Here is a 16,007-nt window from a genome sequence, read left to right as displayed (position 1 = left end):
GCAGTCCTTAAAATACCACAGAAGAATTATCATATAAAAAAGATTGTAGAGAAACTGGGGTTTCTCTACAATCTGAAGACAGGCTTGGCCTGTCTTTTTTCTTATCTCCTTATTCCTTTACTAACCTACCGGCCGCTGACAAACTCTTCCCTGATGATTGAGTACAGTTTCAGGTCATGCTGCGTTCCTTTTATGTACATCCGCTTTCGCATAGTCCCTTCATACTGCATGCCAGCTTTCTGCATGACACGCTCGGATCCTTCATTGTCAACCAGGCATTTTGCCTCGATTCGTTCCAGCTCCATCCGCTCGAAACCAAACCGAATCACTTCCTTGACCGCCTCCGACATATAGCCCTTATGCCAATACGGCCTTCCAATTACATAGCCGATTTCACCGACGTGATGTTTCTGCTGCCAGGACACATAATTAATCGTACCAATCAGCCGCTTCTCTTCTTTAAGCTCTATCCCCCAAAAGACGGCTTGATTGCTTTCATATAAACTTAAAATGATGTCCAGGAATTGCTGGGTATCATCAATCGATTGATGAGGGGACCAGACAACGAATTGCGAAACGGCAGGATCAGATCCATAGGCATACATTGCCTCTGCATCCGATTGTGCAACTTTACGAAGAAGAATCCGCTTCGTTTCCAGGGTAGGAAGATTCTCAAGTATGTGCTCTGTCTGCATAACTAACCTCCCAGACTGCAGGTATTCTACTGTATGTCTAGTGAAAAGGAGACCTCCTCACTGTCATTATCCCTTACTATTCGACACCTTCTCCTGTATTTCCTCTGATATGCCATTATAGAAAAAACTCCCCGAATACAACTGTAAACAGGAAGTTCTAAATAATCAGGTACACTCCCAAGCGCGTGTCACCCTTATGATTTTAAAACCGTATAAAGATCGAGGAATGTAATCCAGCTAATATACTATACTGCCTATTTTAGTTGATTCCAGAATCACCTTTCCATCATCATTTTTATAATAATAATAAGTTCTCGCATCGTCTTTCAGCTTAACAGCTACCATATAATTTTTATTGCCGCTTAAATTTGCAATAAATGGCTCAAGGCTATCTATTTCGCTTTCCTGTTTTCCGCTATCAATTAAATATTCATGCACAGCATTTTCAACACTATTTTTCTTGTAAGCGAAGAACCCCCATATTCCAGAAACAATCAGAAGTAACAGAACAAAAAAAATCATTATCTTCTTTTTCATTTTTATATTCCACCATCTCAACTAATATAATTTAATTTAACATAATTAGTTAAAGAGGGTCACAATTTTTTCCAATTTAAAATAAGTTCTTACCCCAAAAACGCCCGATACATATTCTTGCCATCCTTTTTTGCCTGATACAGAGCGGTATCCGCGCTCCGCATCAGCTCATATCCCTTCGTCCCATTTGCTGGGTAAAAGGCTATTCCGATACTGGATGTTGTGTTGAACAGATTCCTGCCGATATTCCAAGCATTCTGAAACGAATCCCGGATATACTCTGCAATTTCAATAGCATCCTGCTCTTCCTCGATTTCCGACAACAGAATAGTGAATTCATCTCCGCCTTGCCTCGAAATTACATCACGATCCCGCAGGCATTCCTTGACCCTGCGAGCGAATTGCTTCAATAATTCGTCGCCTACATCATGCCCGAGTGTATCATTGATATATTTGAAATTATCGAGGTCCAGATACATGACAGCCGCTTTCTTCTTCGTCTTCTTCGCTTCTTTCAGCGCTTGCTCAAGCTTTTCCTTGAACAACCTCCGGTTTGGCAGCCCCGTCAATGTATCATGATAAGCCATGTACGTCAGTTTCTCTTCATATGCCAATCTTTCGGTGATATCCCTGGAGACAATAAGAAAATGCTCAAACAAACCATTTTCATTGAAGATAGGACTCGCTTTCCCTTCCAACCAGATCCATTCACCCCTGATATTTTTGAAGCGGAATTTCAGCTCACAGCCTTCCTTGGCATAAACCATTTCATCCAGCTGTTTCCGTATGACTTTTCGGTCATCACCATGCATGAAAATTCCTGCATGCTTCCCCTCATATGCTACTGATGGAAACCCGAGGACAGTTACATGCGATGGCGAAGCATACTTAAAATAGCCTTCCAAGTCAATGATGCAGACCAAATCAGTCATATTCTCCGCAATCAGTCTGTATCGCGCCTCGCTTTGCTGCAACGCTTCTTCTGTATTTACCTTTCCGGAATGATCCAAATGGTATGCTGGCTCTTTTTTAACTGTGATATCAACCGAACATCCAATTACTTCGACGACCTTTCCGCCTCTGATGATAGGACGAAGGGAGGTAATGTACCTTAATCCATTTACAATCGATTCGTAAGTGACATTTTCTCCCCCATTCCACGCGCGCTCGTAGTACTTCTTTTTTCTGTCTGCTTCTGCTTCCGGAAGAAAATCTTTCAATTCCTTGCCGATGATTTGTTCCGGAGTAAGCTGCATTCGATAAATCAGTTCACCATCACTGAAACCATGGATGAATTTTTCGGCTTCTTTCTTATATTTGAAAATCATGCCTTGCTGTTTCCGTACGGTTTCCTTCAAGTCCTGATAAGATTTTTCTACGCCCCATTGCAGCCATGACTGCTTGCAGGACTCCGATGAAATGCCTTCATTCGGAACGACCTCTTCCAAATGCGGAATACTCGCCACTAATTCATCTGGCGGAACAGGTTTACTGAAGAAATATCCTTGGGCTTCATCACACAGATTTTGCTGGAGAAAAACAAGCTGGTCCTTAAATTCCACGCCCTCGGCATTGACTTCAAGCTTCAATTGATGCGCCATCGCGATGATCGTTTTAACGATGGTGGCATCCTTCGAATCAATCGTACAATTTTGTACAAATGATCGATCTATTTTGACGATGTCTATCGGAAATTCCTTTAAATGATAAAGGGAACTATATCCGGTGCCAAAGTCGTCCATGCTGATCCGGACTCCAATCCGTTTCAGCTTATGCAAAACAGGAAGTACATGATCGACATTCATCGTCATTGATTCGGTGATTTCCAGCTCCAAAAACTCAGGAGCAATTCCCGAGTTATCCAGAATGGATTGCACCTTCTCCGCCAGATCATCTTGATACAGCTGGCAGGCAGAAAGATTGACTGCAATGATCATAGGTACCAGTCCCATTTCCTGCCACGCCTTGTTCTGTTCACAAGCTGACCGGAGCACCCATTCCCCGATTGGCAAAATCATTCCTGTCTCTTCAGCAGCGGGGATGAATGATAGCGGTGAAATCATCCCATGCTCAGGGTGCTCCCAGCGGATCAACGCCTCCGCGCCAATCAATCTGCCCGTCTTCAAACTGAGCTTCGGCTGATAAACTAGACGAAATTCCTCTCTATCAAGTGCATGAAGTAAGTCTTCTTTTGCTATATGTTGATTCATAATATTTTGGTTCATATCACTGCACCTCGTTATCTAAGGTCTATACGCATGGTTGCTGGGCTGCCTAGTGATAGCTACATTTGCTATATGCATCATGATTATACAACCAACACCTGCTGTATACGATACTTTCCAACATTCCAATTCCAGGTAATTCATCAAGATTGACCCTTAATCGGCTCTAACGGACAAACCCACCACGTATCTATACCCCGTCATATATAATCAGATGCTAATTAATAGGTATGGAGCAAAAAACGTCAGCAATAGAGGCTGACGTTTTTTTACAAAGTGATCACATGTTACGAATCAAATCCTCACAATAGTCCAGATACACCTTGCTTATAAGTGTACTTTTTGGGCTAGGATGGCACTACGTTTCATCCGAATCAACTTTTTCAGCCAATATGACTTGTGTGCCATCCCCTCGCCTTATAGCAGACTAAACCGTGTGGTTACCGCACAATCAACAATAATTGAATAGTCTTTTGGTAGTTATCTCTACACCAAAAACCTTCCATAAAATTTATGGAAGGTTTTAAAAATCCTTTGTTTGTTGTCCTTTTCCGATGGACAAAAATCACCCAAGATTACAGAATAACACACGATTCTGCCAGCTTTCCGCTGTAAAGTTTATTTTTACAATACCTTAATAGTAATTTGATACTAGTCTGATAGTATTTACTTGAAATTAGCACGTACCGACATTTTCAAATAGACAACCTTGGAGGATAAAAACATGGATATCCGTATTGATCAGCTTTCAATGGTTTTTGATAAAACGACTGCCGTTCGTGAAATGACGACAACCATCAAGGATGGGGAGCTTGTATCTTTACTGGGACCGAGCGGCTGCGGGAAGAGTACGACCCTGATGCTGCTCTCAGGTTTGTACAAGCCCACTTCTGGCACTATCTATTTCGGCGATAAAGATGTGACGAAGCTGGATGCAGAAAAGCGCGGCATTGGCATGGTATTCCAGAATTATGCCTTGTATCCGCATTTATCCGTCCTTAAAAATATTATGTTTCCACTGAAGATGCAGAAAGCACCTAAAAAAGAAGCCGAAACACGCGCGAAAGAAATGGCTGATCTCGTCCAAATCGGCCATCTGCTCGATCGGAAACCTGGACAATTGTCCGGCGGCCAGCAGCAGCGTGTTGCCATTGCCAGGGCGCTGGTCAAAAAACCGAATGTCCTATTACTTGATGAACCCCTCTCCAACCTTGATGCGCGGCTGCGACTGGAAATGCGGGAAGAGATTCGACGGATTCAGCAGGAAATCGGCATTACTGCCATCTTCGTAACACATGATCAGGAAGAAGCACTGAGCATTTCCGATCGAGTCATGCTGATGAAGGACGGCATCATCCAGCAGGAATCCGCTCCGCAGAATATGTACAAAAAGCCGGAAAATGAGTTTGTTGCCTCATTTCTCGGTAACCCCCCTATCAATCTCATGACCATAACCAAATCAAAAGTTGCAGATTCCTATCGACTGGAAGATATGGATCAAACGATTGATTTACCTGCGTTGCCGCCAACAGAGCTGCAAACAGTCCGTTTGGGCATTCGAGCGGAGGATTTATACATCTCTGAAGATAATCCGATTTTCCACGGGAAAATCATACACATTGAAACAATCGGCCGCGATACGTTAATTCGCATGCAGGTCGGTGGCATTACAGTACGGGCCCTAGTCGATCCCAATCAGCAGCTTCAAATTGGCGACATCCATGGCTTGGGAGTACATCATGAAAGCATCCATTACTTCCACCAGGATCACGGGAAGCGACTTCCACTCCAAAAGAGAGGCGGGATGCGGCATGCTAAAACCAACGTGGAAGAGCACGCTTAAAGGCTATCTTTATCTGCTGCCTGCTCTGCTTATCCTGATCGTGTTCAGCATTTATCCGATCATCAAATCATTCCTGATGAGCTTTTATACGGATTACGACTTCTTCAATGACACAGTCAATGCTTATGGGTTCGAGAATTTCACGAGATTATTCCAGGATCCCAACTTCATCACTGCCCTGAAAAACACAGGTATATTCGTCATTGGCGTCGTGCCGCTGTCGATCGTCATCTCTTTGGCAATTGCTGTATTGCTGAATAGCAAAATCAAGCTGAGCGGATTCTTCCGTACCATCTACTTCCTGCCATTCGTCACTTCCGTTGTAGCTGTGGCGATTGTCTGGAGCTGGATTTTCCATTCGGATTATGGGCTTTTGAACTATGCGCTTGGCTTATTCGGCATCGACCCGATCAATTGGCTGACGAATCCGACTTACGCAATGCCGTCTTTGATAATTTTAAGCATCTGGAAAGGTCTTGGTTTCAATATCATCATCTTTTTGGCCGGGCTGCAGAATATTGGAAATCAATACTACTTAGCAGCGAAAGTGGACGGGGCATCAACCTGGAATCGATTCAAGCATATTACCTTGCCATTGCTGTCACCGACGATGTTCTTTGTCTCGATCATCTCCATCATCAATGCCTTCAAGGTCTTTGATGAAATATTCGCCCTGTTCAATGGCAGACCCGGACCAGCTAATAGCGCCCTGACCGTTGTCTATTATGTGTATCAGAAATTCTATGAGGAATGGGAATTCGGTTTGGCGTCTGCCGCCGCCTTTGTTCTCTTCATTATCATCTTCCTGTTCACTATCATCCAATTGATAGTCGGCAAAAAATTTGTGCATTACAACTAAGGAGGAATCGGGATGCGTAAGGAAGCTTTATCCAAAGGAACAATCTATGTACTTCTATCATTGGGCTCCATCCTCATGCTGCTGCCATTTGTCTGGATGATCAGTACCTCGCTGAAGAATCCCAATGAAGTGATGGCAATGCCGCCCGTTTGGATTCCTTCTGAGTGGCAGTTTGGGAATTACGAAAGCGCGAGTGAAGCAGCACCATTCGGCACCTACTTCTTCAACAGTATCGTTGTCACGGTACTGACTACCATTGGAGAGCTATTGACGACAATACTCGCCGCTTATGCTTTTTCCCGGATCAACTTCCATGGCAAGGGAGTCGTGTTTGCTATGTTGCTCGGAACGATGATGGTACCTGGTGAGATGCTGTTGATTCCGAATTTCGTCACTGTCTCCAACCTGGGCTGGATCGACTCCTATGAGGGATTGATCATCCCTTGGATTGCGAGCATCTTCTCCATCTTCCTATTGCGCCAGTATTTCTTTTCGGTACCGCAAGAATTGTCCTATGCCGCCAAAGTGGATGGATGCAGTGATTTCAAGTTCCTATGGTATGTAATGGTACCTTTAGCGAAGCCTGCGCTCATCACCATTGCCTTACTGAAGATCATCGGCAGCTGGAATGCTTTTCTCTGGCCGCTGATTGTCACCAATTCACAAGAACTCCGGACGCTGCCTGTCGGACTATCTGCATTCACAACCGAGGCCGGCATCAAATACGAATTGCTTATGGCGGCTTCGACAATGGTCATCCTGCCCATGCTGCTCCTCTTTTTCGTCATGCAGAAATATGTCATCTCCGGCGTTGCCCGAAGCGGATTGAAAGGCTGATCATGAAGCGCTTATTGGAGGTGATGCACAGGGAATCTGCTGCAGAACACGGTAACAGTCGATTAGTGAAAAACACCAAATCCCTTTAAGGAGGAAGTCAAATATGAAAAAAGTAATATCTGTACTGTCCTTATTTTTGGTTCTCTTTTTAGCTGCTTGCAATAATAGTTCCGGTGCCAATGCCAATGGAGATAGTGACGCAAATGGACCAGTTGAAATTGAGTTCTGGCATGCCATGAGCGGCCCGCATGAAGAAGCAATCAAAAAATTTGCGGATGATTTCAATAGTGCGCATGAAGATATTACCATCAAGCCCGTCAACCAAGGCAGCTATGATGATCTGCAGCAAAAAATCATGGCCGCAGCCAAAGCTGGTAATCTGCCTGACATGGCTCAAGCCACAACAAATGTCATCCCAGAATACATCGATAATAAGTTCATCACTTCCTTGAATGACTTCATCGAAGATCCGGAAATCGGCTTGTCTGAGGATGAATTGAATGACTATATCGAGGTATTCCGTGATTCCAGTACATGGGATGACACTTACTACAGCCTGCCTTTCAGCAAGAGTACCCGCGTGCTTTACTACAACCAGACACTGCTTGAAGAAAATGGGCTGGAAGTTCCGAAAACATGGGACGAACTGCAGGAAGTCGCAAAAACGGTAACGAAGGACGGCGTTGTCGGAATGGGCTTCGAGAACTCCTACGAAGCAGAGTTCCAAGGCATCCTGAAACAAATGGGCGGCACGTACATGGATGAAGAAACTGGCGAACCGCAATTTGCTTCCAAGGAAGGCCAGGAAGCAATGACTTTCATCAAAGACATGATTGACGACGGCATCGCGCGGACAGCTGGTGAAGATGAGTACATGTCGAACCCATTCGGCCGCGGGGATGTTGCGATGTACATTGGTTCCTCTGCAGGTATTCCGCATGTTGACGGCGCTATGGAAGATGGCATTGAATGGTCCACTGCCCCGATCCCTACTTTGGATGGCGAGGCTGCTACAACATTTGCCGGAAATGACGTCGTAATTTTCAATCAAAGCGAAGAAGCTGAACAAAAAGCAGCTTGGGAATTCATGAAGTATTTGACTAGCGCTGAAGTAACTTCCGAGTGGTCCATGCTTTCCGGCTACTTGCCAATCCGTCAATCAGCATTGGATACAGAAGAATATCAAACATTCCTTGAAGAAAACCCAGCTTATAAAGCAGGTACAGAACAGTTCGATGCCGGCTTCTTCATCGCCCGTGTTCCTGGCGGCGATGCAGTGCGCAACATTGTACTTGAAGAAATGGATTACATCCTGCAAGGCATGAAGTCTGTCGAAGAAGGTTTGACAGAAGCACAAGACCGAGCGAAAGCTGAATTACAATAATAAATGAACGGCAGGGTCATCCCCTGCCTTTTCTTAACAGAGGTGACAGACATGAAGACAACGATCAAATTTTGGGGCGGGCTGCGCACGATCGGCGGCAATATTGCAGAAGTGACATATGGAAAAGACCGGATCATCTTTGATTTTGGTCTAGTTTATAACCCCGCCAACGCCATCATCGATACAAAAGAACGCAAGCAGTCCTATGTACTGGATATGCTGAAATTAGGAGCCATACCAGCAATTGATGGTATTTACAGTAAAGAAGCGTTGACAGGAGACAGCTTTTCGATGAAAAAGCCTCTGCCTGAAGAAGAGTCAGCTTTTCAAACAGCCGTATTCATCTCCCACCTGCATTTGGACCACATGGGTGCAATCGATACCCTGTCATCCCGAATCCCCATTTACATGACGGAAGGTTCGAAGCAGCTTTACGATGCGCTGGAGAATGTCGGCGAAGGATTATCGGTACATAAGGAGACAATCGGGATTTCCTACGGTCAAACGATCCAAATCGGTGAAATCCGCATTACCCCGTTTCAAGTCGACCATGATGTACTTGGAGCTTCCTCCTTCTTGATCGATACGCCTGATGCAACCATCGTGAATTCAGGAGACTTGCGTATGCACGGTGCCAACCCGCAATATACAGAAGACTGGCTGACAAATATGGTATCCAGAGATATCGATGTATTGCTTATCGAAGGTACGACGTTCAGACCAGATACAAAAGATGCAGAAACAGCTGAAGAAGCGGATATCCTGACAGCTGGAATTGATTCACTGCCCAAACAAAACGGGTTAGGCCTATTCAACATCTATCACCGGAATATCGATAGAATCAATACATTCCTTCAGATGGCTGCATTGACCGACAGAACTCCGGTATTGGAAGTACCGACTGCTTATTTAGCTAAGCAGTTCCTGACTGATGCAAAGTTTGAAATCTACTTGGACGACAGCAGCAAACATAGCAAGATTGCCAAACAGTTGCTGACGCAATACAAAGGTGTTACTGCTGCAGACATCAATCAGAACCCTGCCAACTACTTGCTGCAAAACAGTTATCATCTTATCCACAACTTATTGGATCTTGATTTGAAGGACAGCATTTACCTGCATTCGAACGGCATGCCGCTGGGATCGTTTGACCCTGCTCACAGCACGATGCACGCGCTGCTAGATCGATTCGGCGTCACCTATCAATCTCTTAATGTATCCGGTCATGCCAAGAACGAGGATATCCTTTATATCATCGATAGAATAAAACCCGGCGTACTCATACCATGGCATAGCCATCATCCGGAACTGATCAAGCCGCTTGATCCGAAACAGGAAGTGTATTACCCGAAGAAACTGGAGACATGGCAGCCTACGTTAGTGCCCGCATCGGATTGATAATGTGAGACCAAACAACCATCTGTCACAATGAGGATGGTTGTTTTTCTTCTTCTGCTGTATTCATCTCATGGTTTCTCACCTACTCTATGTATCTTAAGACCCCAGCCTAACACATGTAAATTTATGTTAATATACATAAAGATCGACTAATTATGTTTGGAGAAATCGCAATGACAAAAACGAAAAAGTTTCTCATCATCATTGGTTCCATAGACTTGTTACTAATTATCATGCATCTGATTGGTTATTATTTTCTCTTCTTGAAACCGACTGGTTATCTCATACCTATTGCACTCAATATTGTTACACTAGCAATAATCGGCTTTCGTCATCCTAGAATCAATGGTTTACTAGTCGTTGCAGGTGTATTGCTAGGAACTGCGATCATGTTAGTACATGCTTTCTTCATCTTGATAGGAGAATCAAGTTATAAAAAGATAACTTCTCCTAATAATCAGCAAGCACTTGTCGTAGAATATCAACATTTCACACTCGGCGAAACAACCTATTCTTATAATTTTTATAAAACTAAGTTCGGCATTATCGGCAGAGAACTAAGAGACCAATCCATTCGCATTCTTGTACGGCATGCAGGTAAGCCCGGACGTTCACAGGCGGAAGATATACTAGGCATGAATAATAGCGAATGGGTCGGGGAAGATATCGTTCGTTTTTCTACTAATGACGGAATCAAGGAACTATACTTAAACCCGTCCCGCTTAGATGAGAAATCGTCAACTTCACTCGAGCCCGATTCAATAGATAGAAACACATCTGATTTCGAATTAATAGATAGTAATACAATTGAACAATTTATCGAGAAGGCAGAACAGAAAACAGACGGAGATGAAATATCCATCAATGGAAACATATTCGTTACACGATACGACACGTTATCAAGTCAATACTGGATTGAAGTGCAGAATCCCGACGACCAAGCCCCAATTCCAAGACAGCAATGCTCCCGTATTGTACGCAACGAAGAACGGCAATACTACATGCTGGAGGAATGTACGCATAAGTGGGAGTATGAGCTGTATCCGATTACGAGTGAGTAGTAACATAAAAAAGAGAAACCGCTAGCTTTTCGGGCGGATTCTCACTTTTTTAATTTAAGAACATGCATTTCATTGTTTACCACCTTCCACTTAACTGAGGATTTGGAATTTTCCACAATGGCCGAAGATAAAATATTCTCCGGAAAAGAAAGAGGGATGTGCAGATAAGATTTGTGAATAAATGCCGCCATAAAATGTCCCTGAACCTGAAGTGGTCTTTAGAAATAATAGATTCAAAACCCACTTCCTCAACTAGTACAATTATCTACGAGGTGTTATATATGAGAAAAACACGTGTATTTGCAATAACTTGCTTTATTTGTTTTACCCTAATAGGAGGATGTCTGGCAATCCGGGGTGATAATTCTTATGATGAAGAAACAATCGTAAAGGCAGAAGGGGCAGCCAAAAGCTATGTTGAAAATAACTTCAGGAATATTGAATCTGTTGAGTTGGAAGAACCCTATCAATCACCAATGGGCGGCATGAAAGTTGATGGAACTGTTAATGACGGGCAATCCGGTTTTTCCATAAGCTTAAACAATGACTTTACAGTTGGTTCGATGAGTCTTGAAGAGGGTTTTCCGGAACATAAGGAAGCTTGTAAAGAGAAGAGCTGTGATTACTGACTAACTAGTGAGCAGTACCTACAAGCTTTTGCTTAGCAAGTTTAGTTATTGGTAATGTAACATAAGAACAAGTTTCGGCAATAAGGAGGATTTCAATATGACAGATCTAAAAAAATACTAAACCACCGTATCGGTCTGGGAACGGCGCCGCTTGGCAATATGTTCCGAAGCTGAAGCAATAGCTACTATTGAAACGGCGTGGGATGAAGGAATCCGTTACTTTGATACAGCGCCTTTTTATGGTACAGGTTTGGCAGAGCTTCGCCTGGGTAAGGTATTGTCTCAAAAGAATCGTGACGATTATGTCATCAGCACCAAAGTAGGCCGCTACCTTCTTGATGAAGAGGAAGAAAAGGAAGGTCTATTCAAGCAAGCTCGCAAAAATAAAGTAGTTACAGATTATTCCGCGGATGCGACAAAACGTTCGATTGAACAGAGCTTAGAGCGTTTGCAGACAGATCGACTTGATATTGTTTATGTACATGACCTTTCCCCGGATTTCCATGGTAATGAATGGATTTCCAAGTTTGATGAAACGAGAAAAGGGGCTTTTCGTGTATTAACGCAGCTGCGCGAGGAAGGCGTCATCCAATCTTGGGGACTCGGTGTGAATACGACCCAGCCGATCGAAGTGGCAATGGAATTTGAAGAAGTTCAGCCTGACCTAAATCTGTCAGCGACCCGCTATACACTATTGCAGCACGAGCAGGCATTGCAGCGCATGCTGCCGACTGCACAGGAAAAAGGCGTCGGCATTGTTGTTGGCGGTGCATTCAACTCAGGCCCCCTGCTCGGCGGTCCTTATTTCGACTACAAAGAAGCACCAGCAGAAATCAAAGAGCGCATGAAACAATTAGAGGAAATCGCCCAGCGACACGATGTGAGCCTGAAATCTGCTGCCCTTCAGTTTTCAACAGCTCACCCAGCTGTTGCAGCTGTCATTCCTGGTTCTACACGCCCGGAACGTATCAAGGAGGATCTGGAAGCGATGAAGGCAGATATACCAGAAGCATTTTGGCAGGAACTAGTGGAGAAAGAACTGATTTCACCAGCGGCACCTTTACCGAAGTGAATCTGCATAGAAAAGGCAGCTAACAAACGATGTTAGCTGCCTTCTTCAATTATATTCAGCTCTCTTGCTGCTGATTGATAGTCGCGTTTTTCCCTGCTCCCATACCTACAATCCACAGTACCGCAGCAACTACTAACAATAATACCAAGGGCACTGTCCAGCCCGACGTGATATCGTGTATCAAGCCAAACAAAGTTGGTCCAACAGCGGCTAGCAGATACCCAACAAACTGCGCCATACCTGATAATTCTGCTGCTTCTTGGGATGTGTTCGTGCGTAACACGAAGAACATCGTAGCGAGGCTGAAAACGCCGCCTCCAGCAAGTCCGAATAACAAAACACTAATAACACTTACCCAGGTAATGCCAGTCAACAACCCTGAGAAAGAAAGTGCGAAACACACAGCTATCATGGTTACAATTAGCCTTTGTCCCGCTAAACGTCCTGCTAAAATCGGGAGCAAAAAGGAAGTCGGCAAACTGCAAAGCTGCGTGAGTGCTAAAAGCCAGCCAGATGTTGATTCGCTGAAACCTTGACTTTGGAGTATGGTAGGCAGCCACGTAATCATAATATAATACAGCAGAGATTGTAATCCCATGAAACCTGTAACCTTCCAAGCCAGACCGGATGACCACAATCCTTTCCCTCTTTCAGGGATGGCAATCGATGGTGTGACGCGCAGGCGCAGCTGCGGAATCCATACAACCAAGGCTGCAAGTGCCAATAGCACCCATACAGCGAGAGAGCCATGCCACCCTAGCCCTAGTCCTTCAGATAGAGGGATGCTTATGCCCGAAGCAAGTGCAGCCATCCCATTCATCGTCATGGCATAAGCACCTGTCATCATGCCTACTTTTTCGGGGAATTCCCGCTTGATCAAGCCTGGCAGCAGTACGTTCCCCATGGCAATTCCGATTCCTGCCAATGCCGTTCCAGTGAAAAGCATCCATACAGGGGAGAAAGAGCGGAGTATAAGTCCAAGGGAAATAATAAATAAACCCGCGAATAAAGTTCTTTCAATACCGATGCGCTTTGCAATTCTTGGCGCAACGAGTGCAAAAACAGCAAATGCAATCAAAGGCAATGTAGTCAGCATACCAGTGGAAGCATTGCCGATTCCGGTATCTGAACGGATATTGTCGATCAATGGGCTTAACCCCGTTATCGGTGCACGCAGATTAGCACCGACAAGCAAGATGCTTAATACAAGTAATACGACCCCGACACGAGTCGATTGGTATTTTATTTGATCGGATTGTTCCATTTTTTTCTCCTTATTTCTTTGAGCACGTCAAGTATCTTAAATTACCATACCAAACAAAGAAACACCTTTATGAAAGAGGTGTCTCGGCTCTTGTACTAGGAATCAAATTCTTTCATTATCGCCAAAAGGTAGAACAGTCAGCCTTGTCCATGATATTGAACTCGATCATGCGTTTCAGTAATGAGTAATCAACAGGACCATCCCACCGAATCCGTACCAGCTGCTTCGTGTGCTCATATCCAGACTGGACAATTTCCTCGGAAAAACGATCTATCCCAGCCTTCTCCGGAGCAACAGCCAAATGCTGTTTGGACACGCTGAAGCCAATAATAAAGGTTCCATGATCAGTGAACATCGGTTGATTCCACGCAATTTTCGGCTCTAAATCCGGAAATTTCCCAGCTACCCAAGTGAGCACTTCTTCCGTACGAGCTCGATGCTCTGGGTTACCGATCTTGGCTAAATAATCTGCAAATACTTCCATATCATTTCCCCCTATCAATAACAGTTTATTAATATCAATACGGTTGGCGCCCTCCTCTATGTTGAGGAGATAGATGATTGGTCTATCACTACTATAACCACAAGCGTTAAAAAAGAAAAGCCGACCTCATCCTAACACCTCTGCTCCATTTGGTTATTTAATACAATAAAGTAATATTATCCTTTTGAAAATCTGCGAATATGTTAAAATGAGTGCAATGGTTTTATTCATCTAGTAAGTATAAAGGAATGTGAATCAATGAATTTTCTCTTGGAGATTTTAGGGGAATTGGCAATGTTATTCCTTGAAAATTTAATCCCCTCCAGGAAAGGCAAAAGATACAAAAAGAATCTAAAGACACTAAAAAAACAAGAATGGTTCCGTAGCTTGATGAAAGAGCATAGATCTGTATTTTTAACGAGTCTAGCTGTAAGGTCTAAAATTACGGAATATGCTGATGACGTCAATCTCCAAAAGTATAAATCAGAATTAGAGCGAATCGCAAAATCCGAGTTCGGCTAATGGATTATCCTGCTATGCAAAAAGAACACCTTTACGAAAAAGGTGTTCACTGAAGGTCATTAACATTTCTGGATAATATAGAACAGACTTCACTAGCTCTTCCACGTTACAATCTCACAAATTTCCCTATCGTTCAGCACAAGGTCATCACGCGATTCAACATCTCCCCAGTAAAGGGTTTTCCTCGTCCAATCCCCTCGATCTTCCGTTCCATTCAAGCAAGTACAATATTCTATCATGCCACTTTCCTCTACAGCGTTGCTTATATAGTCATAAAACAATCCCAAACACTTTCTTTCTATCGGGTTGTTACCCCTCTCCTCGGATTTGATAGGAAGGAAATTGTGATAAACAGCGACTTGGTACTTATAATGGAAGCTAGGAACATAGCTGAATCTTTTTTTCTTATCCTGGTCATAATTGTTTTCAAAAAACAAACTTGTAAAATCCAATTCATTGCTGAATACATGAGGCTTATCTTCTGATATAGGCTTTGCACCAAAATCGCCCTCAGGAAGTTTTCTTGGTGAGGATATGTAATAATATTGCGTCATTAGCAATCTCTCCTTATGTGTAGCCAAAGCTCAATTCCTTCTTGTATCATAACCCTTATTATCTCTTAAGACCTTGTTTTTACATGCGTGAGAAGAGAAAGCCTGTACAATCAATCCAAAAGTCATCGAAGTCTATGAAGGATTCGAAACCAGCAGCAAAGAAGATGATGTAACGAAGAAATGGGAATTTGCCATGCTGCACAAGAAATATGAAGATAAATTACTTTGAAAGCGTATGGCAAGAAGGAATAGACTATTTTCAAAGAGTTAAAGATTTTTACAATGTAAGACTCTTCTCAAAAGAACTCGCACAGTACTATACTAGTAATAAGCAGCATGAACTTGCAACAAAGTACTATCTGTTGGCTCTAATATAACGGGAGGGATTTTCCATGAAAAAAATCGTCTACTCATTGGTGCTAGTTGGTGTGATTGTTGTAAGTGGCTTGCTCGGATTCGCTAATCAGGACAATTCAGCTGAGAAGCAAACTGATCTTGGCAGCGCAGTTTTATCCTTGGACATTCTAAATAAATAAAAAATAAGTAAGGATGAAGATCATCAAATGATGGTCTTCTTTTTTAGCCTTTCAACATAAAAACCGGGGGCTTTCTATAACTTTTGATTAAGACAAACAATTTTTCG

At 43.4% G+C, this 16,007-nt stretch carries 14 protein-coding genes and 1 pseudogene; 9 read left to right on the top strand and 6 right to left on the bottom strand.

Features of this window, described 5'->3' with window-relative positions; all coding sequences use genetic code 11:
• Positions 1 to 125 precede the first annotated feature (125 nt).
• The 3 genes from AB1K91_RS18930 to AB1K91_RS18920 form a co-directional block, all read right to left on the bottom strand.
• On the bottom strand, positions 126 to 695 hold the full coding sequence (locus AB1K91_RS18930; protein ID WP_413092129.1) for a GNAT family N-acetyltransferase: 570 nt from the start codon (positions 693 to 695) through the stop codon (positions 126 to 128).
• Between the two features lie 237 nt (positions 696 to 932).
• Complete coding sequence (locus AB1K91_RS18925; RefSeq protein WP_413092127.1) at positions 933 to 1,232, bottom strand: DUF3139 domain-containing protein; 300 nt, start codon at positions 1,230 to 1,232, stop codon at positions 933 to 935.
• Between the two features lie 89 nt (positions 1,233 to 1,321).
• Positions 1,322 to 3,457 (bottom strand): EAL domain-containing protein, encoded by a 2,136-nt coding sequence (locus AB1K91_RS18920; protein ID WP_413092126.1) that lies wholly within the window; start codon positions 3,455 to 3,457, stop codon positions 1,322 to 1,324.
• Positions 3,458 to 4,181: 724 nt separating this feature from the next.
• Here AB1K91_RS18920 and AB1K91_RS18915 point away from each other — a divergent pair.
• The 8 genes and pseudogenes from AB1K91_RS18915 (at position 4,182) to AB1K91_RS18880 (ending at position 12,540) form a co-directional block, all read left to right on the top strand.
• Entirely contained in the window at positions 4,182 to 5,300 is a 1,119-nt protein-coding gene (locus AB1K91_RS18915) for an ABC transporter ATP-binding protein (protein WP_413092124.1), read from the top strand.
• A complete protein-coding gene (locus AB1K91_RS18910) occupies positions 5,269 to 6,159 on the top strand; it encodes a carbohydrate ABC transporter permease (RefSeq protein WP_413092122.1) in 891 nt (296 codons plus the stop codon). The genes AB1K91_RS18915 and AB1K91_RS18910 overlap by 32 nt, the downstream gene beginning before the upstream one ends.
• 12 nt (positions 6,160 to 6,171) lie before the next feature.
• Complete coding sequence (locus AB1K91_RS18905) at positions 6,172 to 6,996, top strand: carbohydrate ABC transporter permease (RefSeq protein WP_413092121.1); 825 nt, start codon at positions 6,172 to 6,174, stop codon at positions 6,994 to 6,996.
• Positions 6,997 to 7,099: 103 nt separating this feature from the next.
• Positions 7,100 to 8,380: an ABC transporter substrate-binding protein gene (locus tag AB1K91_RS18900; RefSeq protein ID WP_413092119.1), complete on the top strand. Its 1,281-nt coding sequence runs from the start codon at positions 7,100 to 7,102 to the stop codon at positions 8,378 to 8,380.
• Between the two features lie 51 nt (positions 8,381 to 8,431).
• Positions 8,432 to 9,778, top strand: coding sequence for an MBL fold metallo-hydrolase (locus tag AB1K91_RS18895; protein ID WP_413092117.1), 1,347 nt, complete (start codon positions 8,432 to 8,434; stop codon positions 9,776 to 9,778).
• Between the two features lie 173 nt (positions 9,779 to 9,951).
• A complete protein-coding gene (locus AB1K91_RS18890; protein WP_413092115.1) occupies positions 9,952 to 10,839 on the top strand; it encodes a hypothetical protein in 888 nt (295 codons plus the stop codon).
• Positions 10,840 to 11,120: 281 nt separating this feature from the next.
• Positions 11,121 to 11,468 carry a hypothetical protein gene (locus AB1K91_RS18885; protein ID WP_413092114.1) on the top strand — a complete coding sequence of 116 codons (348 nt, stop codon included), beginning with the start codon at positions 11,121 to 11,123 and terminating at the stop codon, positions 11,466 to 11,468.
• A 159-nt stretch (positions 11,469 to 11,627) separates the two neighbouring features.
• Positions 11,628 to 12,540 (top strand): annotated as a pseudogene (locus tag AB1K91_RS18880) (aldo/keto reductase).
• A 55-nt stretch (positions 12,541 to 12,595) separates the two neighbouring features.
• Here the strand turns inward: AB1K91_RS18880 and AB1K91_RS18875 are convergent.
• From AB1K91_RS18875 to AB1K91_RS18865, 3 genes are all read right to left on the bottom strand, one after another.
• Positions 12,596 to 13,804: a CynX/NimT family MFS transporter gene (locus AB1K91_RS18875; RefSeq protein WP_413092112.1), complete on the bottom strand. Its 1,209-nt coding sequence runs from the start codon at positions 13,802 to 13,804 to the stop codon at positions 12,596 to 12,598.
• A 115-nt stretch (positions 13,805 to 13,919) separates the two neighbouring features.
• Positions 13,920 to 14,288, bottom strand: coding sequence for an iron chaperone (locus AB1K91_RS18870; RefSeq protein WP_413092110.1), 369 nt, complete (start codon positions 14,286 to 14,288; stop codon positions 13,920 to 13,922).
• A gap of 614 nt (positions 14,289 to 14,902) precedes the next feature.
• The gene (locus tag AB1K91_RS18865; protein ID WP_413092108.1) at positions 14,903 to 15,364 is read right to left on the bottom strand and encodes a hypothetical protein; all 462 of its coding nucleotides are present in this window, start codon (positions 15,362 to 15,364) and stop codon (positions 14,903 to 14,905) included.
• A gap of 392 nt (positions 15,365 to 15,756) precedes the next feature.
• Between AB1K91_RS18865 and AB1K91_RS18860 the strand changes: the two genes are divergently transcribed.
• Positions 15,757 to 15,900 (top strand): hypothetical protein, encoded by a 144-nt coding sequence (locus AB1K91_RS18860; RefSeq protein ID WP_413092107.1) that lies wholly within the window; start codon positions 15,757 to 15,759, stop codon positions 15,898 to 15,900.
• The last annotated feature ends 107 nt before the right edge of the window (positions 15,901 to 16,007 follow it).

It is taken from the genome of Terribacillus jepli (assembly GCF_047228925.1).
Taxonomy (GTDB): domain Bacteria; phylum Bacillota; class Bacilli; order Bacillales; family Amphibacillaceae; genus Terribacillus.
Note: the sequence above shows the minus strand (reverse complement) of the source record. Positions and strands in the feature narration are given on the sequence as shown.